This is a genomic window from Streptomyces coryli, from assembly GCF_011044975.1.
Classification (GTDB): Bacteria; Actinomycetota; Actinomycetes; order Streptomycetales; family Streptomycetaceae; genus Streptomyces; species Streptomyces coryli.
Window position 1 is genome coordinate 1 of record NZ_JAAKZV010000114.1, and the last position, 24230, is coordinate 24230.

General features: G+C 71.4%; 20 protein-coding genes and 1 pseudogene. 3 read left to right on the forward strand and 18 right to left on the reverse strand.

Annotated features, from left to right (window positions below):
• The 4 genes from G5C51_RS23495 to nsdA form a co-directional block, all read right to left on the reverse strand.
• On the reverse strand, nt 1-2449 hold a 2449-nt coding region (locus tag G5C51_RS23495; RefSeq protein WP_338118276.1), incomplete at its 3' end, for a [protein-PII] uridylyltransferase.
• A gap of 13 nt (nt 2450-2462) precedes the next feature.
• Complete coding sequence (locus G5C51_RS23500) at nt 2463-2801, reverse strand: P-II family nitrogen regulator (RefSeq protein ID WP_165240165.1); 339 nt, start codon at nt 2799-2801, stop codon at nt 2463-2465.
• Nucleotides 2798-4165: an ammonium transporter gene (locus tag G5C51_RS23505; RefSeq protein WP_165240166.1), complete on the reverse strand. Its 1368-nt coding sequence runs from the start codon at nt 4163-4165 to the stop codon at nt 2798-2800. Before G5C51_RS23505 ends, G5C51_RS23500 begins: the two co-directional genes overlap by 4 nt.
• Before the next feature lie 310 nt (nt 4166-4475).
• Nucleotides 4476-5939, reverse strand: coding sequence for a transcriptional repressor NsdA (gene nsdA, locus G5C51_RS23510; protein ID WP_165240167.1), 1464 nt, complete (start codon nt 5937-5939; stop codon nt 4476-4478).
• Between the two features lie 397 nt (nt 5940-6336).
• Between nsdA and G5C51_RS23515 the strand changes: the two genes are divergently transcribed.
• Nucleotides 6337-7002 (forward strand): bifunctional DNA primase/polymerase, encoded by a 666-nt coding sequence (locus G5C51_RS23515; protein WP_165240168.1) that lies wholly within the window; start codon nt 6337-6339, stop codon nt 7000-7002.
• 100 nt (nt 7003-7102) lie between these two features.
• On the opposite strand, the gene ftsY is transcribed toward G5C51_RS23515, so the two are convergent.
• Entirely contained in the window at nt 7103-8320 is a 1218-nt protein-coding gene (ftsY, locus tag G5C51_RS23520) for a signal recognition particle-docking protein FtsY (protein WP_165240169.1), read from the reverse strand.
• A 61-nt stretch (nt 8321-8381) separates the two neighbouring features.
• On the opposite strand from ftsY, the gene G5C51_RS23525 reads away from it, so the two are divergent.
• A complete protein-coding gene (locus G5C51_RS23525) occupies nt 8382-9374 on the forward strand; it encodes an LLM class flavin-dependent oxidoreductase (RefSeq protein WP_338118277.1) in 993 nt (330 codons plus the stop codon).
• A gap of 41 nt (nt 9375-9415) precedes the next feature.
• Here G5C51_RS23525 and G5C51_RS23530 read toward each other — a convergent pair whose 3' ends face one another.
• From G5C51_RS23530 to G5C51_RS23545, 4 genes are all read right to left on the reverse strand, one after another.
• Entirely contained in the window at nt 9416-10867 is a 1452-nt protein-coding gene (locus tag G5C51_RS23530) for a sugar porter family MFS transporter (protein ID WP_165240171.1), read from the reverse strand.
• A gap of 121 nt (nt 10868-10988) precedes the next feature.
• The gene (gene smc, locus G5C51_RS23535) at nt 10989-14546 is read right to left on the reverse strand and encodes a chromosome segregation protein SMC (protein WP_165240172.1); all 3558 of its coding nucleotides are present in this window, start codon (nt 14544-14546) and stop codon (nt 10989-10991) included.
• Between the two features lie 256 nt (nt 14547-14802).
• Nucleotides 14803-15006: a hypothetical protein gene (locus G5C51_RS23540; RefSeq protein ID WP_165240173.1), complete on the reverse strand. Its 204-nt coding sequence runs from the start codon at nt 15004-15006 to the stop codon at nt 14803-14805.
• 299 nt (nt 15007-15305) lie between these two features.
• Nucleotides 15306-15587: an acylphosphatase gene (locus tag G5C51_RS23545; protein WP_165240174.1), complete on the reverse strand. Its 282-nt coding sequence runs from the start codon at nt 15585-15587 to the stop codon at nt 15306-15308.
• A 172-nt stretch (nt 15588-15759) separates the two neighbouring features.
• Between G5C51_RS23545 and G5C51_RS23550 the strand changes: the two genes are divergently transcribed.
• On the forward strand, nt 15760-16641 hold the full coding sequence (locus G5C51_RS23550; RefSeq protein ID WP_165240175.1) for a CAP domain-containing protein: 882 nt from the start codon (nt 15760-15762) through the stop codon (nt 16639-16641).
• A gap of 4 nt (nt 16642-16645) precedes the next feature.
• Here the strand turns inward: G5C51_RS23550 and mutM are convergent, their stop codons facing one another.
• The 9 genes and pseudogenes from mutM to G5C51_RS23595 form a co-directional block, all read right to left on the reverse strand.
• Entirely contained in the window at nt 16646-17503 is an 858-nt protein-coding gene (mutM, locus tag G5C51_RS23555; RefSeq protein ID WP_165240176.1) for a bifunctional DNA-formamidopyrimidine glycosylase/DNA-(apurinic or apyrimidinic site) lyase, read from the reverse strand.
• A gap of 34 nt (nt 17504-17537) precedes the next feature.
• A complete protein-coding gene (gene rnc, locus G5C51_RS23560; RefSeq protein ID WP_165240177.1) occupies nt 17538-18281 on the reverse strand; it encodes a ribonuclease III in 744 nt (247 codons plus the stop codon).
• A gap of 10 nt (nt 18282-18291) precedes the next feature.
• Entirely contained in the window at nt 18292-18465 is a 174-nt protein-coding gene (gene rpmF / locus G5C51_RS23565; protein ID WP_165240178.1) for a 50S ribosomal protein L32, read from the reverse strand.
• Nucleotides 18466-18467: 2 nt separating this feature from the next.
• Entirely contained in the window at nt 18468-19079 is a 612-nt protein-coding gene (locus tag G5C51_RS23570) for a YceD family protein (RefSeq protein WP_165240182.1), read from the reverse strand.
• Between the two features lie 100 nt (nt 19080-19179).
• Nucleotides 19180-20286 (reverse strand): cell division initiation protein, encoded by a 1107-nt coding sequence (locus G5C51_RS23575; RefSeq protein WP_165240179.1) that lies wholly within the window; start codon nt 20284-20286, stop codon nt 19180-19182.
• 25 nt (nt 20287-20311) lie between these two features.
• Nucleotides 20312-20791, reverse strand: a complete 480-nt coding sequence (coaD, locus tag G5C51_RS23580) for a pantetheine-phosphate adenylyltransferase (RefSeq protein ID WP_338118279.1) — start codon at nt 20789-20791, stop codon at nt 20312-20314.
• Nucleotides 20792-20826: 35 nt separating this feature from the next.
• Nucleotides 20827-21390 carry a 16S rRNA (guanine(966)-N(2))-methyltransferase RsmD gene (gene rsmD / locus G5C51_RS23585; protein WP_165240181.1) on the reverse strand — a complete coding sequence of 188 codons (564 nt, stop codon included), beginning with the start codon at nt 21388-21390 and terminating at the stop codon, nt 20827-20829.
• 10 nt (nt 21391-21400) lie between these two features.
• Nucleotides 21401-23605, reverse strand: coding sequence for an ATP-dependent DNA helicase RecG (gene recG / locus G5C51_RS23590; RefSeq protein ID WP_206314239.1), 2205 nt, complete (start codon nt 23603-23605; stop codon nt 21401-21403).
• A gap of 37 nt (nt 23606-23642) precedes the next feature.
• Nucleotides 23643-24230 (reverse strand): annotated as a pseudogene (locus G5C51_RS23595) (DAK2 domain-containing protein); the annotation flags it as partial.

Consider the following 24230-nt stretch of genomic DNA (forward strand, 5'->3'; position numbering starts at 1 on the left):
CCCCCTTAGCGACCTCCGCCGCCTCCAGCTCCCCCAGCGGCGCCCCCTCCAGCCCAGTCACGTAGAAGGCGTCCACCGCATTCGCCCCCAGCGTCGACACATGCGCGCTACGCACCAACACCCCCGTATCCTCCAGCGCCCTCCCGATCCGATGCAGCAGCCCCGGCGCATCCTGCGCCCGCACCTCCAGCACCGTCGCGAGCTGTGAGCTGCCCGGCGCCACCGTCACCCGCGGCGGCGGTGCGTGCACTCCGCGACGCCGCCGCGGCCGGTACGCCTTCTCCCGCTCCGCCAGCCGTGCCTGGATGTCGAGCGAGCCCTCCAGGGTTCGTACGAGATCGGCGCGCAGCCGCCCCGCCTCCGGCAGCGAGCCGAACTCCGCCGCCACCCGCCAGCTCAGCAGCAGCACCGTCCGGTCGCCCCCGACATCCGGCAGCTCCACCGGGCGCAGCTCCGCCGACCGCACCGTCAGCCGGTGCAGCGCCAGCACCCCGGCCACCGACGCGAGCACCCCGGGCTGGTCCGGCAGCGCGATCCGCAGTTCGACGCCGACCGGCTCCTCGGCCTCCTCCTGCACCACCCCTTCGGTACGGGCCCGCAGCGTCAGCGTCGGCCCGTCGGTGCGCAGCGCCTCGATGGCGAGCCGTTCCTCCTCAGCCGTCGGCGCCGCGGACGGCGTCTGCTGCGGCGGGGCCTCGCCCGCCAGCGCCGCGGCCGCCCGCTTGACCAGCTCATCCACGAGCGAGCCGCGCCACGTCGACCACGCCGCCGGCCCCGTGGCGAGCGCGTCGGCCTCCGTGAGCGCGTGCAGCAGCTCAAGCGTCCCGGGGCTGCCGACCGCCTCGGTCACCACCCGTACCGTCGCCGGGTCGTCGAGATCGCGCCGGGTGGCGGTCCGTACGAGCAGCAGATGCTGCCGTACGAGCGTGGCCAGCACATCCGCGTCCGCCGCGTCGAAGCCGATCCGCTTCGCCATGTCGCGCGCGATGGTCTCGCCGACCACCGAGTGGTCCCCGGGCCAGCCCTTCCCGATGTCGTGCAGCAGCGCGGCGACCAGCAGCAGGTCAGGACGGCCGACCCGCCGCGTCAGCGCCGACGCCTGCACCGCTGTCTCCACCAGGTGCCGGTCCACCGTCCACCGGTGCACCGCATTGCGCTGCGGCCGGCACCGCACCCGCTCCCAGTCCGGCAGCAGCCGCGTGATCAGCCCCTCCGCCTCCAGCGCCTCCCACACCTCGACCGTGGACTCGCCCGCGCCCAGCAGCGTCACCAGCTGCTCCCGCGCCTCCGCCGGCCACGGCACCGGCAGCTGCCGGGACGAGGCCGCGAGGCGGCGCACGGCGTGCAGCGACATCGGCAGCCCGGCCTGCGCCGCGGCGCCCGCGGCGCGCAGCAGCAGCACCGGGTCGCGGTCGGGGCGCGCGGACAGCGCGAGCACTACCTCGCCGTCCTGCTCCACGACGCCCTCGGCGAGCGGGGCGCGGTCGGCGGCGTTACGGGCCGGCCCCTGCCGCCCGCCGAGCAGCCCGCGCAGCCGCGGGCGTGAACTGCGCGAGCGCAGCACCCGGTCGACCTCCCGCCAGGTCACATCCGCGGCATACGAAACCGTCCGCGCCGCCTCGTACACCTCCCGCAGCAGCGTGTCCGCGTCCAGCAGCCCGAGGTCGCGGGCCACCTGGTCCTGCTCCTGCAGCGACAGCCGGTCGGTGGCCCGCCCGGTGGCCAGGTGCAGCGCGTCCCGTACGTCCAGCAGGCAGGTCCGCGCCCGCTCGAGCCCCTCCCGCGGCGCGTCCGCCAGCCACGACGCGGCCACCGCCCGCAGCGCAGTGATGTCGCGCAGCCCGCCGCGGGCCTCCTTCAGATCCGGCTCCAGCAGGAACTGCAGCTCACCGTGGCGCTCCGCCCGCTCCTGCGTCAGCTCGCGCAGCTCGGGCAGCCGCTTGGCGGCCTGATTCCGCCACTCCGCCAGCATGCCGGTGCGCAGCCCGGCGGTCAGCCCCGCGTCCCCGGCCAGATGCCGGGCGTCGAGCAGCCCCAGCTGCACCTTGAGGTCCTCGCCGGCGGTCGACATGGCCTCACTGGTGGTACGGACCGAGTGGTCGAGGGCAAGACCCAGATCCCACACCGGATACCAGATCCGGTCCGCCAGCGCCGCCAGCCCGTCCTTCCCCCGCGACCCGTCGTGCAGCAGCAGCACGTCGAGGTCGCTGCGCGGCGACAGCTCCCCGCGCCCGTAACCCCCGACGGCCACCAGCGAGACGCCGTGCTGAGCGCCCTCCCCGGCCGCGTCGTGCAGCAGCGCCGCCAGCCACCGGTCGGTCAGCGCCGCCAGGGCGCTACGCCGCGGCGGCCCGGCCTGCGCCTCCTCATTGAGGAGCCGCAGCCGGGCCGCCGCATAGCTCTCGGGCGCGGACTCGCCGTCCTGTGCGTGCTGTTCGGTTACCGCCACCCGATCTCCTAACTCAGAGCGCGTCCGGCCCGCGCTCACCAGTACGTACTCGGACCGCCGTCTCCACGGGGACGGCCCAGACCTTGCCATCCCCGATCTTGCCGGTACGGGCCGCCTTGACCACGACATCCAGCAGCTGTTCGGCGTCGTCGTCCTCCACCAGAACCTCGATGCGCACCTTCGGCACCAGGTCGACGGTGTACTCGGCGCCCCGGTAGACCTCGGTGTGGCCGCGCTGCCGGCCGTAGCCGCTGGCCTCGGTGACCGTCAGCCCCTGCACACCGAAGGCCTGCAGCGCCTCCTTCACCTCGTCGAGGCGGTGCGGCTTGATGACCGCGGTGATGAGCTTCATGCCTCAACCTTCTTTCCCTGCGGGGCGGCCTGCGCCTTTTCCTCCTTGGTCGGCGGGGCCGGCACGCTGCTCGAGCGCGACCCGCCGCCGCCCGCACCGCTGAAGTCGTAGGCGGTTTCGGCGTGCTCCGCCTGGTCGATGCCGGAGACCTCGTCGTCCTCGCTGACCCGCATGCCGATGGTCTTGTCGATGATGAGGGCAAGGATGGCAGAGGCGATGAGGGAGTACGCCAGGGTGGCGCCGACGCCCGCGGCCTGCTTGCCGAGCTGGTCGAGGCCGCCGCCGTAGAACAGGCCCTGCGCGTCGGACTGCACACCGCCGGTGGCGAAGAAGCCGACCAGCAGGGAGCCGACGACGCCGCCGACCAGGTGCACGCCGACGACGTCGAGCGAGTCGTCGTAGCCGAACTTGTACTTCAGGCTCACCGCCATGGCGCACAGCACACCGGCGATGGCACCGACGGCGATCGCACCGAGCGGCGATACGGAGCCACCGGCCGGGGTGATCGCGACGAGTCCTGCGACCGCGCCCGAGGCGGCACCCAGGGTCGTAAAGGCACCGTGCTTGATCTTCTCGTACGCCAGCCAGGCGAGGATCGCGGCGGCGGTGGCGACCTGGGTGTTGACGAACATGACCGCGCCGACGCCGTCGTCGTTGCCCAGCCAGGACCCGGCGTTGAAGCCGAACCAGCCGAACCACAGCAGCGCGGCACCGAGCATCACCAGCGGCAGGCTGTGCGGCCGCATCGGGTCGCGGCCGAAGCCGACCCGCTTGCCGATCACCAGGATGACGCCGAGCGCCGCGGCACCGGCGTTGATGTGCACGGCCGTGCCGCCCGCGAAGTCGATCACGCCGAGCTCGAAGGCCCAGCCGCCGGCGCCCCAGACCCAGTGGGCGACGGGGAAGTACACGACGGTGACCCACAGGGCGATGAACAGCGCCCAGGCGCTGAACTTCACCCGGTCCGCGAGCGCACCGCTGATCAGGGCGGGGGTGATGATGGCGAACATCAGCTGGAAGACGGCGAACACATACACCGGGATGGTGTAGCCGTCCCAGAGCTGGGTGATCCCCAGGCCGCTCAGGCCCAGGTAGTCGCTGTCCCAGCCGATGATGGACCCGTGGTCGGTCCCGAAGGCCATGCTGAAGCCGTACAGCACCCACAGAATGGTCACGATGGCCAGGCTGATGAAGGACATCATCAGCATGTTCAGCGCGCTCTTGACCCGGACCATGCCTCCGTAGAAGAAGGCGAGGCCCGGCGTCATGACCATCACTAGTGCGGAACAGATCAGCATGAAGCCCGTGTTGGCGGCGGACAGCTTCGGCGCCTCTGCGGCAAGCGTCACGATGCCTGAGGACATCGGCATCTCCTCGTCGTCGGTACGGCCCGTGCGGGTAATCCCGATGAGGGGTGGAATTGGGGGCCGGAGTTGCGAAGAGGTTTCCGCAGGGCGGTTTCAGCCGGTGCCCCACCATGTTTCTGCGCCGTGACGAAGCCGCACGCGGTGTTACGACGGCATGAACTGCCGCGCGCCGGGCCGGGGGCCGCCGTACTCTCCAGTCGATCGCCGGAAGAGTCCGGGCATGAACCGGCCGCGGCGGTGGCCCGGATGACCTGGCGTGGGGGTGCCGAGTCGGGCTGTCGGGGCCGGCCGCCGCGGCCGGGGTCTGTTAGACCGCCTCCGCGGTCTCGGGGAGGTCGCGGGCCAGCTGGTCGGCAAGTTTGCCGATGGCACCCACCTCGCCGTAGTCCCGCACGGCGGTGCCGACGGTCTTGCGCAGCCGGGTGTTGACCCGCTCGGAACGAACGCTCTTCGCTATGCCGATCGCCTGCGTGGCGAACGCGGCGGCCTGCTCGGGCTCGCGCTCCAGCAGATGCACGGTGGCCATCCCGACGAGGTTCAGCGCATACGACCGCTGGTGCTCACGGTCGGCGGCGAACAGCTCGACGGCGCGCTCCATGACGGGCCGTGCGAGGGCGGCATAGGTGGGGCTGCGCCCGGCGACGTAGGCAAGGTCCCGGTAGGAGTGCGAATTCTCGCCGTTGAGCTCGGCCTCGGAGAAGAACCGGATCCAGTCCGGATCCTGATCGGCGGAGCCGATGTCGGAGAAGGCGTCCTCGGCCATCCGCACCGCGCGGTGGCACTTGTCGGGGTGGCCCATATTGGCGTACGCCCGGGCCTCCATCGCATACAGCATCGCCTGGGTGCGCGCGGTGGCGCAGTCCCGGCTTCCGTACTGCCCGAGGTGGATCAGCTCGAGCGCGTCGTCGGGCCGGCCCAGGTGGATCATCTGCCGGCTCATGGAGGACAGGATGTACGACCCGAGCGAGCGGTCGCCCGCCTCCTTGGCGGCGTGCAGCGCGAGCACGAAGTACTTCTGCGCGGTGGGCTGCAGCCCGATGTCGTAGCTCATCCACCCGGCCAGCTCGGCCAGTTCACCGGCGGCGCGGAACAGCCGCTTCTCGACGGCGGCCGGCTGGGTCTCCTGCAGCAGGTCGGTCACCTCGTGCAGCTGCCCGACAACGGCCTTGCGCCGCAGCCCGCCGCCGCACTGCGCGTCCCACTGCCGGAACATCACGGTGGTGGATTCAAGGAGGTCGAGCTCGGGGGCCGACAGCTTGTGCGGCCTGCCGTCACCGGAGGGGAGGTCGACGGGGCCGCTCGGGGTGGGCACGAGCCAGCGCTGCATCGGCTCGATAAGCGCGGGCCCTGCGGAGAGCGCGAGGGAGGTCCCGAGGAAGCCGCGCCGGGCGAGCATCAGATCGCTGCGCGAGAACTCGCTGATCATCTGCACCGTCTGCGGCCCCGCCCACGGCAGGTCGACACCCTGCCCGGACGGCGTGGGCCGCGCGGACCGCAGCCCTAACTCCTCGACGCCGACCACGCAGCCGAAGCGCTCGGAGAACAGCTCGGAGAGGATCCGCGGAATCGGCTCGCGCGGCTGCTCACCGTCGAGCCAGCGCCGGACCCGGGACGTATCGGTGGAAATGTGGTGGGCGCCCAACTGCCGCGCCCGCCGGTTGACTTGCCGCGCCAGCTCACCCTTGGACCAGCCACTGCGCATGAACCAGGAGGTCAGCTGCTCATTCGGGCGCTTGTCAGCGCCGCTCTGGCTGCTGCTCGTGCCGCCCACTCGTCACGCCCCCATCCGATCCAACTCCGGCTCACATGTCCGGCTCAGCCCCTGCCGCCGCTTGCCTCGGGCATATCCACCTGACGCATACCGCCGGGGCCTGTGCACTGAAAGTAATCCTACGATCACCTCTCCCGCGAGCGCGATCCCGGAAACGCCACCATTCGCCACCCCTACGAGTGAACACCCCGGCGTCCGTGCGCGGTTGACTTGACGAGCAGCGATGGAAAGACGGGTGGAACGAGGCAAGGATTAGGCGCACTCCCCGCCGCGCGCCACCCCTGTGCGCCACTTCGCGCCGCCGGTCTGACTCCCCGACGACGCTGAGTTACCGAGACACTGCTATGAGTAAGGCCGGTGCAGTAACCACCGGCAGCGGAGACCCGTTGGAGGGGGCATGGGCTTCACGATCGGCGGCATCCGGGGCAGGGGCCTGACGGAGCGACGCCCCACCCGGCGCGCCCGCGCATCCGAGTGCACCGCGGTGGCCGAGTACACCGGCCTCTGGGGCTGGGACGTCCAGGCGGGCGCCCGCCTGCTCCGCGGCGAGTGCTCCTGCGACCGCTCGGACTGCGCCTCCCCCGGCGACCATCCACTGGACTACGCACCTGTGATCAAGGCGGGCACCACGCTCGACGACGTCACGACGGCCTGGACGCAGACCCCGGGCGCCACCTTGCTGCTCCCCGTGGGCGACCACTTCGACGTCCTGGACGTCGCCGCCCCGGCCGGCCACCGCGCGCTGGTCCGCCTGGAGCGGATGGGCCTCCCGCTGGGTCCGGTGGCGGCCACCCCGGACGGCCGGGCGCACTTCTTCGTCGCCCCGGGCGCGGCGGCGGACCTGCCGCAGCTGCTGTACCGCACGGGCTGGGACGACGCGGAGCTCGACCTCCGCTGCCTCGGCGCGGGCGACTACGTCACCGCGCCGCCGTCGGAGGTGTCCGGGCAGGGCCCGGTCCGCTGGCTGCGCCCGCCGACGCTGGAGACGGCGGGTCGGCCGCCGCATGCGCGCTTGCTGCTGGGCACGCTGGCTTACGTATGCCACCGGTCGGCGGCGGCCTGAAACGCCGACGGGCTTGATGCGGCGCAAGTCGCGCCACCATCAAGCCCGTCCGGCCCGCGGGCGGAGCCCGCTGTTGGACACGAGCGAGGACGACGCGCTGTCAGTCCCCGATCAGGGCGTCCACGAACGCCTCGGGCTCGAACGGCGCCAAGTCATCCGCGCCCTCACCCAGACCCACGAGCTTCACCGGCACGCCCAGCTCCCGCTGGACCTGCACCACGATGCCGCCCTTGGCGGTCCCGTCGAGCTTGGTCAGCACGATGCCCGTAATATCCACGACCTCGGCGAAGACCCGCGCCTGCACCAGCCCGTTCTGCCCGGTGGTCGCGTCCAGCACCAGCAGGACCTCCCCCACCGGACCGAGCTTCTCCACGACCCGCTTCACCTTGCCCAGCTCGTCCATGAGCCCGGTCTTGGTGTGCAGCCGCCCCGCCGTGTCGATGAGGACGACATCCGCGACCTCCGAGATGCCCTCCTTCACCGCGTCGTACGCGACCGACGCCGGGTCGCCGCCCTCCGGTCCGCGCACCGTACGCGCGCCGACCCGCTCGCCCCACGTCTGCAGCTGATCGGCGGCCGCGGCCCGGAAGGTGTCGGCGGCGCCCAGCACCACGGAGCGCCCGTCGGCGACGAGCACCCGCGCCAGCTTGCCGGTGGTGGTGGTCTTGCCGGTGCCGTTGACGCCGACCACGAGCACCACGCCGGGCAGTTCCTCGCCGTCCGCGCTGACGCCGCCCTCGGTGGCCACGGCCCGCTCCATGTCGGGGCCGACCAGCGTCAGCAGCTCGTCGCGCAGCAGCGTCCGCAGCTCCTCGGGGGTACGGGTCCCGAGCACCGCGACCCGCTCGCGCAGCCGCTCCACCAGCTCCTGGGTCGGCGCGACGCCGATGTCGGCGCCGAGCAGGGTGTCCTCGATCTCCTCCCATGTGTCCTCGTCGAGGTGATCACGCGAGAGCAGCGCGAGCAGGCCCTTGCCCAGCGCGTTCTGCGAGCGGGCGAGCCGGGCCCGCAGCCGTACGAGACGGCCGGCGGTCGGCTCCGGGACCTCGAGCTCGGGCGCGGCCGGCGCTTCCGGCTCCGCGACGGCGGTGCCGCCGCCGGCCGGCAGATCCACCTCCTCGATGGTCCGCCGCGGCCCCTCGGCACCCTCCCCGGCCTCGTCACCGACCGCCGGTTCGGCAGGCTTCGGACGAGAGATCTCTGGGGCTTCCGCAGGCGGAGGCGGCAGCTGCTTCTTCCGGCGCGAGCCGACGACGAGGCCCGTAGCGGCCCCGATGCCGAGCACGGCGATGACGATGGCGATGATGAGGATTTCCATAACGCAACCCAGTATCGCCCGCCCATGGACTCTTCGCGGAACCGCCGCTACCTTCCGCGCCGTGACTGCCCCACTGAGCACCCTTCGCCTGAATCTGACCTACCCCGACGAGCCCTCCCCGGCCGAGCTGTCGGACCGCTACCGGGCCGCGATCGACCTCGCGGAGTACGCCGACGCGCACGGCTTCATCACCGCCCAGGTGGAGGAGCACCACGGCGCCGCCAACGGCTGGCTCCCGGCCCCGCTCACCCTCGCGGGCCTCATCCTCGGCCGGACGAAGAAGATCACCGTCATGGCCAGCGCCATCATCGGCCCGCTCTACGACCCGCTCCGCCTCGCCGAGGAGCTCGCCGTCCTCGACCTCGCCAGCGGCGGCCGGATGATGACCGTGTCCGGCATCGGCTACCGCCCCGAGGAGTACGAGCAGCACGGCGTCGACTGGAAGAACCGCGGCGCCGCCCACGACGAGGTACTGGAGACGCTCCTCAAGGCGTGGACCGGTGAGCCGTTCGAGTACCGCGGTCGCACGGTCCAGGTCACCCCGCGCCCGTACACCCAGCCGCACCCGCTGCTCCTCGTCGGCGGCTCCTCCAAGCCGGCCGTCCGCCGGGCCGCCCGCCTCGGGCTGCCGTTCTTCCCGTCCTCGCACCAGCCGGCGCTGCAGGACTACTACGAGGAGAAGTGCGCCGAGTACGGCACCGAGGGCTGGGTGCTGATGCCGCCGGAGCGGGTCCCGCTGCTCCACGTAACGGAGGATCCGGACCGCGCCTGGGCCGAGCTCGGCAAGCACTTCATGCACGAGGCGACCATGTACGCCTCGTGGCAGACCTCGGACATCAAATCCGCGGTGAAGTCGCAGGCCGTCACCGTCGACGAGCTGCGCGCCGAGGGCGTCTACCGCTTCGTCTCCCCGGACGAGGCGGTCGAGGAGGCCCGTACCGGCAATGTCGTCCTGCACCCGCTCTGCGGCGGCATGCCGGTCGACGAGGCGTGGCGCTCGCTGCACCTCTACGCGGAAAAGGTGCTGCCCCGACTCGACGACAAGAGCGCCTGAGCCGGGGCAGCGGGTGGTGCGAGGAGAGGGGCCGCGGGGACTTAGCCCATCTCCTCCAGCGCCTTGCCCTTCGTCTCCGGCACCCACTTGAGGATGAAGGGGATCGAGAGCACGGCGAAGACCGTGTAGATCACGTACGCACCGGAGAGGTTCCAGTCCGACAGGGACGGGAAGCTGACGGTGATCGCCCAGTTGGCGATCCACTGCGCCATGGCGGCGATGCCGAGGGCGGCGGCGCGGATCCGGTTCGGGAAGATCTCGCCGAGCATCACCCAGACCACCACGCCCCAGCTGAGGGCGAAGAAGAGGACGAAGGAGTGGGCGGCGACGAGGGCGATGGTGCCCTCGGTGTGCGGCATCGAGATCTTGTCGCCGGTGCCGGTCTTGGCCGAGAACGCCCAGGCGGCGACGCCGAGGGAGACCGCCATGCCGACCGAGCCGATGAGGGCGAGCGGCTTGCGGCCGATCCGGTCGACGAAGAGCATCGCGATCACGGTGCCGACGATGTTGATGATCGACGTCGTGAACGAGTAGAAGAACGAGCTGTTCGGGTCGATGCCGACCGACTGCCACAGCGAGGAGCTGTAGTAGAAGATCACGTTGATGCCGACGAGCTGCTGGAAGACCGAGAGCCCGATGCCGATCCAGACGATGGGCAGCAGCCCGGCCTTGCCGATCAGGTCCTTGAAGGAGGACTTGTGCTCGCTGCGCATCTGCGCGTCGATCTCGGCGACCTTGGCGTCGAGGTCCACGTCGGGCGCCTCGACCTGCGCGAGCACGGCCTGAGCATCGGCGATCCGGCCCTGCTGGATCAGCCAGCGCGGCGATTCGGGGATACGGAAGCTGAGGACGCCGTAGGCGATCGCGGGGATGACGCAGACGCCGAGCATGACCTGCCAGACCTCGAGGCCGAGCAGGGTGCCGCGCTGGTCGCCGCCGGCGGCGTTCAGCAGGCCCCAGTTGACGAGCTGGGAGATGGCGATGCCGACGACGATGGCGCCCTGCTGGAAGGACGCGAGCCGGCCGCGGTACTCGGCCGGGGCGATCTCGGCGATGTACGCCGGGGCGATCACCGAGGCCATGCCGATGGCGACGCCGCCGAGGAACCGCCACACGGCGAGGTCCCAGAGGGCGAACGGCAGCATGGAGCCGACGGAGCTGATCGCGAAGAGGATCGCGGCGATGTGCATCACGCGGATGCGGCCGATGCGGTCGGCGAGCCGGCCCGCGATGGCGGCGCCGAGCGCGGCGCCGATCAGAGCGGCGGCGATGACCTGGGCGAGCAGCCCGGAGCCGACGTCGAACTTGCCGCGGATGCCCTCGACGGCACCGTTGATCACGGAGCTGTCGTAGCCGAAGAGGAAGCCGCCGAGGGCGGCCACTCCGGCGAGGAAGATTACGTGGCGGAGGTGGGCGGGGCGCCCGCCGCCGGCGGACGGGCCGGAGGTCCGCGATATGTCTACAGCGCTGGTCACCGTTGACTCCTGGAACATGAAGACGACGTTGCCGACACTATGCCTTCAAGTTTCAAAGTCAAGAGGCTCAATGGAACGAATTTCAGGGCCCAGACGTTGCGTTTGTGTTCATTAGTTGAACGGAAGCGGCGCTCGGCCCTCAGCTGAGCCGCTGACTGATGACCTTCGAGACACCGTCGCCCTGCATCGAGACGCCGTAGAGCGCGTCCGCGACCTCCATGGTCCGCTTCTGGTGCGTGATCACGATCAGCTGCGAAGCCTCCTGCAGCTCCTTCATGATCCGGATCAGCCGCTGCAGGTTGGTGTCGTCCAGCGCGGCCTCGACCTCGTCCATCACGTAGAAGGGCGAGGGCCGGGCCTTGAAGATCGACACCAACATGGCGACGGCGGTCAGCGACCGCTCGCCACCGGACAGCAGCGACAGCCGCTTGACCTTCTTGCCCGGCGGCCGCGCCTCGACGTCGACGCCCGTATTGAGCATGTCCTCCGGGTCGGTGAGGATCAGCCGCCCCTCACCACCCGGGAAGAGCCGCGCGAAGACGCCCTCGAACTGCCGCGCCGTGTCGTGGAAGGCCTCGGTGAAGACCTGCTCCACCCGCTCGTCGACCTCCTTGACGACCTGCAGCAGATCGGCGCGGGTCTTCTTCAGGTCCTCGAGCTGCTCGGTGAGGAACTTGTGCCGCTCTTCCAGCGCCGCGAACTCCTCCAGCGCCAGCGGGTTGACCTTCCCCAGCTGCTGATAGGCCCGCTCGGCGGACTTCAGCCGCTTCTCCTGCTCGGCGCGCACGAAGGGCACCTGCCGGTTACGGGGATGCTCCGGGTCCTCGGGAAGGGTCTCCCCCTCCGCGGCCGGCGACGGCGGCACCAGCTGGTCGGGCCCGTACTCGGCGACCAGCGCGCCCGGCTCGACGCCGAGCTCCTCCAGCGCCCGCCCCTCCAGCTGCTCGATCCGCATCCGCTTCTCGGCGCCCAGCACCTCGCCGCGGTGCACGGAGTCGGTGAGCTTGTCGAGCTCCTGCCCCAGCTGCCGGGCGGTGTTGCGCTGCGCGGTGAGCTCCTGCTCGCGCACGCCCCGGGCGCGCTCGGCGGCGGCGCGCTCCTCCTCGGCGCGGGCGAGGGAGACCTCGACGTGCCGCAGCAGCTGCCGGGCGCCGTCGGCGACGGCGGTGGCGACGGCGGCCTCGTGCCGCGCCCGCGCGCGCCGCTGCTCCGCCCGGGCGCGCGCCTCGCGCTCGGCGCGTGCGGCCCGCTCGAGCCCGTCGGCGCGCCCCGCGAGGCCCTTCACCCGCTCCTCGTTCGTACGGACCTGGAGCCGGGCCTCCATCTCCGTCTGCCGGGCGTTCGCGCCGTCGGCCGACAGCCGGTCGCGTACGGACGTGTCGGGCTCCTCCTCGGCCGGCAGCGCCTCGAGCGCCTCCAGCTTCGCCTCGAGCTCCGCGGCCTCCTCGGTGGACTTGGCGAGGGCCTCCTCGGCCTTCCCGACAGCGGCGGCGGACCGCTCGGCCTCCCCGGCCGCGGCGCGGGCGGCCCCGCCCAGCCGGCCGAGCTCGGAGGCGGTCTGCGACCGCTCCCGGTCGGCGGCGCTGCGCTGCGCGGCGATCTCGTCGAGCGCGGTGACGCGCTGGGCCCGCTCGTCGGTGGCGAGTCGTTTCCGCTCCGCCAGCCGCTCGCACTTCGTCTCCAGCTCGGCGAGCTCCGCGGCCGCCTCGTCGACGGAGGCCTGCACCTCGAGGAGGCTGGGCGCGCCCGCCGAGCCGCCGTGCGCGAAGTGGGCGGCGAAGACATCGCCCTCCGCGGTGACGGCGGTCAGCTCGGGCCGTACGGACACGAGGTCCTCGGCATCCTCCAGCGTGGCGACGTAGACCATCCCGCCCAGCAGCCGCCGCACCGCGGGCAGCAACTGGTCGGGCCCGCCGACCAGATTGGCCAGATGCCGCACACCCGGCGGCAGCGTCGCGTCGGGCACGGACGCGTACGGGGCATCGCCCACGATCAGTCCGGCCCGTCCGGCGTCGTGCTTGCGCAGCAGCCGCAGCGCGTCCGCGGCCGAGGCGGGCCCGGAAACGGCGATCGCGTCGGCGGCGGAGCCCAGCGCGGCCGCCACGGCGACCTCGTATCCGGGGGCCACGGTGAGCAGCTCGGCCGCCGGGCCGAGCAGCCCGACGAGCTTGTCCCGCGCCTCCAGCAGCGTCCCGGTGCCGTCCTTGCGCCGCAGCCCGAGCGCCAGCGCGTCATGCCGCGCAGAGGTCGCCGCCCGCGCCCGCTCGGCCTCCGACAGCTCGTCGCGGGCCGCGCTCAGCTCGGCCTCCGCCGCCGCCAGCGCCGCCTTCGCGTCGTCGTGCCGGGCGGCCAGCTCCGCGTCCCCGGCCTCGACCCCGTCGACCTCGGCCCGCAGCGCCTCGTACGCCTCCTGCGCCGCTACGGCCCGCTGCCGGGCCCCGTCCTGCGAGGAGACCAGCCGGTCGATCTCCGCCTGCGCCGAGGCCGCCCGCCCGCGGGCCGCGGTGACCTGCCCGCTGAGCCGCGCAAGACGCTCCCGCCGGTCGGCGATCGACCGGGCCGCGTCCTTCAGCCGCCGCTCCTCCTCGACCAGCGAGCGCTCCAGCTCGGCGCGGTGCGAGACGGTGTCGTCCAGGGCGTTCTGCGCGGCCTCCAGGGCCGCCTCCAGCTCGGCCTCCTGCTCCCGGATCCGGGCGGCCTCCCGCTCCATGTCCTCCGGGTCCCGGCCGCGCCGCTCCTCGGGCTGCGCTTGCGTGGCGGCACGTACCCGCGCCTCGGCCAGGCTTACGGTCCCGCGCACCCGCTCACTGAGCTGACCCAGCTCGTGCCAGGTCTCCTGGGCCGCGCGCAGCCGCGGGGTCAGCGCCCGCACCTGCTCCTCGAGCTCCGCCTCCCGCTCCTGCGCGGCCTTCAGCTGCGCCTCGGCGGCCTCCTTGCGCTCCTTGAGCGCGGCCTCGTCGGCGATCTCGGCGGCGAGCGCCTCGCGCAGCTGCACGAGGTCGTCGGCGAGCAGCCGCAGCCGCGCGTCCCGCAGGTCGGCCTGGATGACCGCGGCCTTACGGGCCACCGCCGCCTGCCGCCCGAGCGGCTTCAGCTGCCGCCGCAGCTCGTCGGTGAGGTCCTGGACGCGGGCGAGGTTGGCCTGCATGGAGTCCAGCTTCCGCAGCGCCTTCTCCTTGCGCTTGCGGTGCTTGAGGACCCCGGCGGCCTCCTCGATGAAGGCCCGGCGGCCCATGGGGTCGGCGTGCAGCACGCCGTCGAGCTGGCCCTGGCCGACGATGACGTGCATCTCGCGGCCGATGCCCGAGTCGGACAGCAGCTCCTGGATGTCGAGGAGCCGGCAGGTGTCGCCGTTGATCTGGTACTCGCTGCCGCCGTTGCGGAACATGATCCGCGTGATGGTGACCTCGGCGTAGTCGATGGGCAGCGCGCCGTCGGAGTTGTCAATGGTCAGGGAGACCTCGGCACGGCCAAGGGGCGGCCGGCCCGTGGTCCCCGCGAAGATGACGTCCTCCATCTTGCCGCCGCGCAGCGACTTGGCGCCCTGCTCGCCCATGACCCAGGACAGGGCGTCCACGACGTTGGACTTGCCTGATCCATTGGGGCCGACGACGCAGGTGATGCCCGGCTCGAAGCGCAGGGTGGTGGCCGAGGCGAAGGACTTGAACCCGCGGAGAGTCAGGCTCTTCAGGTGCACGCTGAGCTCTCCTCCGGCGACGAATCTCTCTGATCTGTTCGCCGGAGACTCTATCGTTCCCGTCCGTTTCACCGGGGAACGTGCAGGGCACATCAGATGTAAGGGTCACCGCCCGGAGGCGAGACAAACAGGAAACCGGCACAACCGGCTGAAGCGCTCAGAAATGACGAAGGGACGCCGAAGCGTCCCTTGCACAAAACTTTCAAGCGGCTGACGTGCCAGCACTGACTCCGCGTGCGGGTTTCACCGCGGAGTGTCAGGTGAGCGCAGGCTCCGCCTGGGGTACGTCGACGTTGTCGAACGTCATTTCGCTGTGTGCGGCGGCGGCCAGCATGTCGTTCTCGGCCTGGATGCGGACGAGCTCGGACTCCAGGTCCTGGACACGCTGCTGAAGCCGTCGCATCTCGGCGAGAAGTCGCGGGTCAGTGCCGCCGACGTAACCGAGAAGCGCCTTTGCCATGATTGATGGTCCTCCACAATGAGTGACCGACCGAGCGGTGTGGGTCGTGAGGGATTAGGCACCCGCGTCGTCTGGTTTTGCTGGATGACAGCCATGCCGAACAGCACGGGTGCGCGGGGCTTCCAGCGTCTCACCAAAAAGTTTGACGGTCAACACGATCACGCCCCGCAGCCACGGATCGCCCGGTATACAGGGCACCCGGGGGGCACTGGTGATCTCCACTCCGCTCTTGCGCGGCAGCCTCCCACGACCGGGCGCGGTTGGCAACCAGCAGTTCAGAACCGGTGTCGCCGGCCCTCTCAGCGGATGTCGAAGGTCGGATAACCGCCCCGCGGGGTATCCCAGATTTCCGTGACGCCATCGACCCGCCCGGGCGTGTCGCCCTCCTCCAGCCACGCCAGCAGGCGCTCACACGCCGCACGCTCCCCCTCCGCCACGACCTGCACGCGGCCGTCGGGGAGATTCGAGGCAAAGCCGGTCAGGCCGCCGATCTCCAGGGCGGTGGCGCGGGTGAACCAGCGGAAGCCGACGCCCTGGACGACCCCGCGGACCCAGGCAGTGAGGCGAACAGTCTCGTTCATAGGCGCAAGGTAACCGGCCATTTCGCGGGAATCACATCAGCCCCATCCGGCATGGCGTACGGTGGCCGGTCAAATGGATCGCCCGAATGGGTGACAATAGGGGTCGGGTGTTGACACTATCAACCTCCGTCACCCCTGACTCAGCCGCCTAGCCATGTAAGGAACGATCCGGATGGGACGCCACCGCCGCTCCGCCGACGAGCCTGCTGCCGTTCCCACCCCGCGGACCGGCGAGCGGGGCCAGCACCGCAAGCAGAGCGCCGCGCGCGCGGGCATGCTGGGAGCCTCCGCCGCCGTCGCGGTGGGTGCGCTCGCCATGGGCTCCGGGCTGCTGGGCAGCAACTTCGACCTGGCGCCGAGCGGTGGCGACGGCAAGGTGACGGCCGGCGGAGGCGCCAAGCCGAGCCTGGAGAGCCAGCAGATCGACCCGGACGACGTGGAGCCGCGCGGTTCGGAGTCGGCGAGCCGTGAGGACTCCCGCTCGCCGCTGCCGTCGTCGTCCTCCCCGTCGGAGAAGAAGACGTCGGAGAAGCCGAGCGCGCCGTCCTCGTCCTCGAAGCCCACGGACTCCGAGGAGTCCAAGAGCAGCACCCCGACCCGTACGCCCTCGGAGAAGCCCTCCACCAAGGCGCCGGCGCCGGAGCCGACGAAGTCCGCCTCGAAGACGCCGAGCGCCACCACCTCGGCCGAGCAGACGGTGCTGACCCTGGTGAACCAGGAGCGCGCCAAGGCCGGCTGCCAGCCGGTGAAGCTGGACCCGGCGCTGGCGTCGCTGGCCGGTGGCTTCAGCGAGGACATGGCCAACCGCGACTTCTTCGACCACACCGACCCCGACGGCGACGACCCCTGGGACCGCGCCGAGGCGGCCGGCGTCGACAACCTCGGCGGCGAGAACATAGCCCGCGGCCAGGCGAACGCGCAGTCGGTGATGGACTCGTGGATGCAGAGCGAGGGCCACAAGGCCAACATCCTGAACTGCGACTTCAAGACCCTCGGTGTCGGCGCGTACTTCGCCGACGGCGGTCCCTGGTGGACCCAGAGCTTCGGCTACTGACGGGTCAGCGGGGGCGCGGGGGCCGCTGGCAGCGCGGGCAGTAGTAGCTGGACCGGTTCATCCAGGGCCGGCGCCGCATCGGCGTGCCGCAGCGGCGGCAGGGCTCGTCCTCGCGGCCGTAGGCGTCCAGTGAGCGCTCGAAGTAGCCGGACTCACCGTTGACGTTCACGTAGAGGCTGTCGAAGCTCGTGCCGCCGACGTCCAGTGCGGCGTTCATCACATCGCGGACGTGCCCGACCAGGGTGTTCGTCACCGGGCGGGTCAGCGTGGCGGTCGGGCGCTCGTAATGGAGCCTGGCGCGCCAGAGCGCCTCGTCCGCGTAGATGTTGCCCACCCCGCTGATCAGGGACTGGTTCAGCAGTGCCCGCTTGATCGTCGTACGGGACCGGCGCAGCGCCGCGTGGAAGGCCGCCTCGTCGAAAAGGGGGTCGAGCGGGTCGCGGGCGATGTGGGAGATGGCGTCCGGCAGGCCGTCGGGGTCCGTGTCGTGGAGCGAGAGGCCGCCGAAGGTGCGCTGGTCCACGAAGCGGAGCTCCGAGCCCTCGCCGTCACTGAAGCGCACGCGGATGCGCAGATGCTTCTCGTCCGGGGTGTCCTCGGGCTGGACCAGGATCTGGCCGCTCATGCCGAGGTGGGCCAGGATCGCCGCGTGAGCGTCGGCCAGCGGGAGCCAGAGGTACTTGCCGCGGCGGGCGGGCTCGCCCACGCGGTGCCCCTTCAGGCGGAGGGCGAAGTCCGCGGCGCCGGCGGGGTGCCGCCGGACCGCGCGGGGGTGCAGCACCTCGACGTCGGCGACGGTGCGACCCGCCACCCAGCGAGCCAGCCCGCGGCGGACTACTTCAACCTCGGGCAGCTCGGGCACCGGGTCCCCCTCTTCGATCCATCCCGCCGCGCGGCTAAGCCGACGCGGCGTCCGCCCTGGCCGCCTCGTCCGCGGCAGAGCGGATCGCCCGCCACGCCGTCTCGGCCGCCTGCTGCTCGGCTTCCTTCTTGCTGCGGCCGGTGCCGGTGCCGTACGCGACACCACCGACGCGGGCAGCAGCCGTGAAGGTCTTCTCGTGGTCCGGGCCGGTCTCGGTGACCAGGTACTCGGGCACGCCGAGACCCTCGGCCGCCGTGAGCTCCTGCAAAGAGGTCTTCCAGTCCAGGCCCGCACCGAGATTCGAGGAGTGCTCGATCAGTGGGTCGAAGAGCCGGTGCACCAGCTCCGAAGCCGCGCCCAGGCCCTTGTCGAGGTAGACCGCACCGATCACGGCCTCCAGGGTGTCGGCCAGGATCGACGCCTTGTCGCGCCCGCCGGTGCCCTCCTCGCCCTTGCCCAGGCGGATGAAGAGGCCCAGCTCGAGGCCGCGGCTCACCTCCGCGAGCGCGCGCGAGTTCACCACCGCGGCCCGCAGCTTGGCCAGCTGGCCTTCGGGCAGGTCGGGGTGGGTGCGGTAAAGCGTGTCCGTGACCACCAGGCCGAGGACCGAGTCGCCCAGGAACTCCAGGCGCTCGTTGGTGGGCAGCCCGCCGTTCTCGTAAGCGAAGCTGCGATGTGTCAGCGCACGCGCCAGAAGGGCGGACTCGACTTCATAGCCGAGCCGCCCTTCCAAGAGCGCGTGGGGCTGGGTCGTGCTGTCGTCCGACATACGCCGCATCCCCTGCCGGTCAGACCTCGAGGACCTGGCGCTTGTTGTACGTACCGCAGCTCGGGCACGCGATGTGCTGCTGCTTCGGCTCGTGGCAGCGCTCGCACGCCACCAGGCTCGGGACCGCAGCCTTCCACTGCGAACGGCGGTGGCGCGTGTTGCTGCGCGACATCTTCCGCTTGGGAACAGCCACGGCTACTTCTCCTGGTTCTCGCCGGCGCCGTCGCCGGCACCGTTCACGTCGATATCCTTCAGCGCCGCCCACCGGGGGTCGGCTGCTTCATGCTGGTGGTCCGGGTCGTCCGCCAGCCGCGCTCCGCATACGGAACACAGACCCGGGCAGTCTTCCTGGCACACCGGCTGCAGCGGCAGTGCGAGCACCACCGCGTCGCGCAGCACGGGCTCGAGGTCGAACAGGTCGTCCTCGAGGTGGTACGACTCCTCCTCGTCGTCCTCCTCCTCGTCCGCGCCCTTGAGGGTGCGGCCCTTGAAGTCGGACTCCGGGTAGGAGTACATCTCCTGGAAGTCCACATCGAGCTCTTGCTCGAGCGGCTCCAGACACCTTACGCACTCACCCGTCGCCTTGGCACCGGCGGTGCCTGTGACGAGCACCCCCTCCATCACCGACTCGAGCCGAAGCTCCAGCGCGACGGGGGCACCCTCCGGGACTCCTATGACCTCGATCCCGAGGTCCTTCGGAGCCGGCACGGAACGGTCCATACGCTGCATGGCACCGGGGCGCCGACCCAGCTCGCGGGTATCGAATACGAGCGGGCTGCGGTGGTCCAGACGGCCTTTCACAGCGATGAGCTTCTTCCGTACACCCTGCGTGCGGGCAGGGACGAGTGACGCGAACATTCAGGATACCCGGACGGGGCCTCAAGACCCAATCGGGGTGGATCACAGCTCAGCGGCCGCCGTCCTGGCCTTCCTCGTAGCGGCGCAGCTCGTCCAGATTGATCATGCTGGTGTCGAAGAGCGAGGTCTCGTCGAGGGCGGCGGCCTGCTGGTGCTGCGGCTGCTGGTGCTGGCCGTAGCCCTGCTGATCGTAGGTCTGCTGCTGGTAGCCCTGGTCGTAGCTCTGCTGCTGATAGGCGGCCGGGTCGTAGCCGCCCTGCTGCTGGTACGGGTCCTGGTACGGCTGGTAGCCGGCGCCCGCGTCGTAATAGGCGGGCTGCTGCTCCTGCCGGGGCTGGGCGTGCTGAGGCTGCGGCTGCGCGTGCTGGGGCTGCGGCTGCTGCGTCTCCGGGCGCTCGGCATAGTCCGCGAGGAAGCCCTCCTCGCTGCCCGTCTGGTGCGGGATGAGCGCGCGGTCGCGCTCCTCCGAGCCCGCGATGTGCGCGGTCAGCTCCTCGATCGGCTTGGCCCGGCCCTCGAGCTTCTGCCGGCCGCGGCCGACCGCCTCCAGGGTCTTGGACAGCACCGCCTCGAAGGCGCCGAACTGCTTCTCCACGTATTCGTCGGCCCGCCGCCGCAGCGTCTCCGGGTCGTGGCTGCGCTCGGGAGCCTCGTCGTAGCCAGGGTCCTGCGCGTTCGGGTCGTACTGCTGGTCGTAGTCGGCGACGCCGTCGTCCATGCCGAGCAGCTTGGCGCGGCCGCGGTCGACCGAGCCGATCGTCTTGGTGAGGACGACCTCGAAGTTCGCCAGCTTGCTGTCGACGTAGTCGTCGGCGGCTGCCCGGACCTCCTCCGCCTCGGCCTGCGCCTCGGCGAGGATCCGCTCGGCCTCGGCCTGGGCGCGGGAGGCGACCTCGGTGTGTGAGATCAGCTCCCCCCGCTGAGCCTGCGCCTGCTCGATGATCCGCTCGGCCTCCGCCCTGGCCTGCTCGACGACCTGCTCGCGGCCGCCGATCAGCTCCTGCGCCTGGGCGAGCGAGCCGGGCAGCGCCTGACGTACTTCGTCGAGCAGCTCGAGCAGCTCTGTGCGATTGATCACGCAGGATGCCGACATCGGCATGGAGCGCGCGCCTTCGACGGCGGCGACGATGTCGTCGAGCTTCTTCTGTACGTCCATGGGGGATGACTCTACGGCTATTGCCTCAGCGCTGTGCCAGGCGTTCGGCAAGAGCGGACTGGATGATGGGCGGCACGTACGCCGAGATGTCGCCGCCCCACGCCGCGACCTCCTTGACCAGCGACGACGACAGGAAACTGTGGGTGGGATTGGTCGGGATGAAGAGGGTCTCCACGCCGGAGAGGCCGTTGTTCATCTGGGCCATCTGCAGCTCGTAGTCGAAGTCGCTGACGGCTCTGAGGCCCTTGACGATGGCGGGGATGTCGCGCTGCTTGCAGAAGTCGACGAGGAGGCCGTGGTACGACTCGGCCTTCACATTGCCGTATTCGGCGGTGACCTGGCGGATCAGGTCGATCCGCTCGTCGACGTCGAAGAGGCCCTTCTTCGACTTATTGATCATCACCGTGACGTAGACCTCGTCGTACAGCTTCGAGGCGCGGGCAATGATGTCGAGGTGTCCGTTGGTGATGGGGTCGTAGGACCCCGGACAGACGGCGCGGCGCACAGGTCGTTCCTCGCTCTCCGGTCCGGTCGTGAGGGTCATGAGGCGGCGCGACCGTACCAGAGGGTGCCCTCGCCGTAGCGACGGTCACGGAGGGCTTCGAAACCCTCGGGCCACTGGAACGCACCGCCTCTGGTGCTGCGTTCCACGGTGGCCAGCGCATCGGCGGCTAGCCAGCCTCCGGTACGGAGTGTGACCAGGATCTCGCAAACCGACTGGTCGGTCACTTGGTACGGCGGGTCGAGGAAGACGATGTCGTACGGGTCGCCGGGCGGCGGTCCGGCGGCGACCTGGGCGGCCTTGGCGGCGCGGATTTCCGCGCCCGGGAGGGCCACCGACTTCGCGTTGGCGCGGATCGTACGGACGGCCTTGGCGTCGGCCTCGACGATGAGGGCGTGGGCGGCGCCGCGGGAGAGCGCCTCCAGGGCTACAGCACCCGAGCCGCCGTAGAGGTCGAGGACGCGGGCGCCCTCGACGCCGTGCAGGGACTCCCAGGTGGAGAAGAGGGCCTCGCGGGCGCGGTCGGAGGTGGGACGGGTGCCGGTGCCGGGGGGCACCTGCAGGCGGCGGCCACCTGCCGTTCCGGCGATCACGCGGGTCATGGAACCAACGTTATCCCTTGTCCAGGTACTGCTCCCGCTCCTCGTCCAGCAGGGCGTCCAGGGCCGTACGGAGATCCGGATACCGCTCCAGCTCCGGGTCCTCGGCGACGATCGCCGTCGCCTCCTCGCGGGCCGCCTCGATGACCTCCTCGTCGTCGATGACCGAGAGCATCCGCAGGCTGCTGCGGGTGCCGGACTGGGCCTGGCCCAGGACGTCGCCCTCGCGGCGCTGCTCCAGGTCGATGCGGGAGAGCTCGAAGCCGTCGAGGGTGGCGGCGACCGCGTCCAGGCGGGCGCGGGCGGAGGTGCCCTCGGGCATCTCGCTCACCAGGAGGCAGAGGCCGGGGGCCGAGCCGCGGCCGACGCGGCCGCGGAGCTGGTGCAGCTGGGAGACGCCGAAGCGGTCGGCGTCCATGATCACCATGACGGTGGCGTTCGGGACGTTCACGCCGACCTCGATCACCGTGGTGGCGACCAGGACGTCGACCTCGCCGGCGGCGAAGCGGCGCATGACGTCGTCCTTGGCGTCGGGCGGCATGCGGCCGTGGAGGTATTCGAGGCGGAGGCCCTGGAGGGCGCCGTTCGACAGCTCGTCGGCGATGTCCAGGACGGCGAGCGGCGGGCGCTTCTCGGCCTCGTCCTCGGGGCTCGCCTTCTTCTTCGCGGCGGCCTTGTCGTCCTCGTCGTCGCCGATGCGGGGGCAGACCACGTACACCTGGTGCCCCTCCCCCACCTCCTCGCGGATGCGCTCCCAGGTGCGGGCGAGGAAGTGCGGCTTGTCCTTGGCGGGGACGACGTGGGTGGCGATGGGCGAGCGGCCTGCCGGGAGCTGGTCGAGGACGGAGGTCTCCAGGTCGCCGAAGACGGTCATCGCGACGGTGCGCGGGATGGGGGTGGCCGTCATGACCAGCAGATGCGGGGGCTGCTTGCCCTTGGAGCGGAGCGCGTCGCGCTGCTCGACGCCGAAGCGGTGCTGCTCGTCCACGACGACCAGGCCGAGGTCGTGGAACTGGACCTTGTCCTCGATGAGCGCGTGGGTGCCGATCACCAGACCGGCCTCACCGGTGGCCAGGTCGAGGAGCGGCTGGCGGCGCGCTGCCGTACCCATCGAGCCGGTGAGGAGGACGACCTTGGTGGCGTCCTCCGCGCCGCCGAGCATGCCGCCCTGGGCGAGCTCGCCCATCATCTCCGTAATGGAGCGGTGGTGCTGCTGGGCGAGCACCTCGGTGGGGGCGAGCAGCGCGGCCTGGCCGCCGGCGTCGACCACGGCGAGCATGGCGCGGAGCGCGACCATCGTCTTTCCGGAGCCGACCTCGCCCTGGAGGAGGCGGTGCATCGGGTGAGCCGTGGCGAGCTCCGCGAAGATCTCCTCCGAGACCTTGCGCTGGCCGTCGGTGAGGGTGAAGGGCAGCCGGGCGTCGAAGGCGGCGAGGATGCCGTCCTTCTTCGGCACCCGCGGTACGGCCGGGAGTTGGCCCTCCGCGGCGCGGCGGCGGGCGAGGGCGACCTGGAGGACGAAGGCCTCGTCCCATTTGAGGCGCTCGCGGGCGATGGCGATGTCGGCCTTGGTGCGGGGGCGGTGGATCTTCAGGAGGGCTTCGGGGAGCGTGGCGAAGCCGCGGTTCGCGCGGAGCGCGGGCGGGAGCGGGTCGATGACGCCCTCCCAGTTCGTGGACTCCATGGTGTCCAGCACCACGTCCACCGCCTGCTGGATGCGCCAGGAGGCGAACTGGCGGACCGCCGGGTAGATCGGCAGCAGCTGGTTCGCCCACTCGTCGGCCTCGGTGCCGTCGCCGTCGGCGGCGAGCAGCTTGTAGTCCGGGTGGGAGAGCTGGCGGCGGTGGTTGAAGACCGTCACCTTGCCGGCGAAGAGGGCGCGGCGGCCGGGGGGCAGCTCCTTCTGCGGCTTGAACGCGCCCTTGCCGAAATAGACGAGGGTGAGGCGGCCGCTGCCGTCCGTGATCACGACCTCGAGGCGGTGGCCCCTGCCGGAGCCGAGCATCGCGGACTTCTCGACCTGGGCAACGACGGTGGCGTGCTCGTCGACCTCGAGGTCGGAGAGGCGGGTGAGCTCGCCGCGCTCGGCGTATCGCCGCGGGTAGTGGTGCAGCAGGTCGCCGACGGTGTGCAGGCCGAGATGCTCGGCCATGACCTTCGCGGTGCGGTCGCCGAGGGTTTTCTTGAGGGGCTCGTCCAGGGCCGGCATGCGGTCCATTTCACACCATCGGTGTGACATGGGGAGTGAGGGCGGGTCACTCCACCCCGATGAGGAGCGGCGCTCCCTGGCGGTCCGGGGCGCCGCCCTCGTAGACCACGGTGTCGACGGCGAGGTGGTGCTGCTGGACGTGGGTCTCCAGCCGCGCGGCCAGGCCGGCGGGGGCGTTCGGGCCGATGACGAGCGTGACGAGCTCGCCGCCGGCGGCGAGCATGCGGTCGAGGACGCGCTCGGCGGTGGCCGCCAGGTCCTTGCCGATCACGGCCACGTCGCCGTCGATGATGCCGAGGGCGTCGCCCTCGTCGCAGATGCCGGCGGAGGTCCAGGACTGGCGCTCGGCGAGGGCCAGTTCGGCGTAGCGGGTGGCGCCGGCGGCGGACGTCATCGCGACGACGTCCTCGTCGAAGCGGTGGTCCGGGTCGTGTACGGCGAGGGCCGCCACTCCCTGCAGCGGGGACCGGGTGGGGATCAGGGCCACGCGGATGCCCTCGGCCCGCGTCTGCTCCACGGCGACCGCGGCGGCGTGGCGCAGGGCGGGGTCGTTGGGGAGCAGGACGACCTCGCGGGCTCCGGTGCCCCTGATCGCCTGCGCGATCTCGCCGCTGGGCGGGGGCTCGCCGGGGTG

What these genes read in the sequence shown, in the direction of transcription:
- G5C51_RS23505 (WP_165240166.1), bottom strand. Translation starts at nt 4,165, where the DNA reads ATGTCCTCAGGCATCGTGACGCTTGCCGCAGAGGCGCCGAAGCTGTCC.
- G5C51_RS23515 (WP_165240168.1), top strand. Translation starts at nt 6,337, where the DNA reads ATGGGCTTCACGATCGGCGGCATCCGGGGCAGGGGCCTGACGGAGCGA.
- rsmD (WP_165240181.1), bottom strand. Translation starts at nt 21,390, where the DNA reads ATGACCCGCGTGATCGCCGGAACGGCAGGTGGCCGCCGCCTGCAGGTG.
- G5C51_RS23575 (WP_165240179.1), bottom strand. Translation starts at nt 20,286, where the DNA reads ATGGACGTACAGAAGAAGCTCGACGACATCGTCGCCGCCGTCGAAGGC.
- G5C51_RS23540 (WP_165240173.1), bottom strand. Translation starts at nt 15,006, where the DNA reads ATGGCAAAGGCGCTTCTCGGTTACGTCGGCGGCACTGACCCGCGACTT.
- recG (WP_206314239.1), bottom strand. Translation starts at nt 23,605, where the DNA reads ATGGACCGCATGCCGGCCCTGGACGAGCCCCTCAAGAAAACCCTCGGC.
- rnc (WP_165240177.1), bottom strand. Translation starts at nt 18,281, where the DNA reads ATGCGGCGTATGTCGGACGACAGCACGACCCAGCCCCACGCGCTCTTG.
- G5C51_RS23500 (WP_165240165.1), bottom strand. Translation starts at nt 2,801, where the DNA reads ATGAAGCTCATCACCGCGGTCATCAAGCCGCACCGCCTCGACGAGGTG.
- G5C51_RS23545 (WP_165240174.1), bottom strand. Translation starts at nt 15,587, where the DNA reads ATGAACGAGACTGTTCGCCTCACTGCCTGGGTCCGCGGGGTCGTCCAG.
- G5C51_RS23530 (WP_165240171.1), bottom strand. Translation starts at nt 10,867, where the DNA reads ATGTTCCAGGAGTCAACGGTGACCAGCGCTGTAGACATATCGCGGACC.
- G5C51_RS23550 (WP_165240175.1), top strand. Translation starts at nt 15,760, where the DNA reads ATGGGACGCCACCGCCGCTCCGCCGACGAGCCTGCTGCCGTTCCCACC.
- ftsY (WP_165240169.1), bottom strand. Translation starts at nt 8,320, where the DNA reads ATGGAAATCCTCATCATCGCCATCGTCATCGCCGTGCTCGGCATCGGG.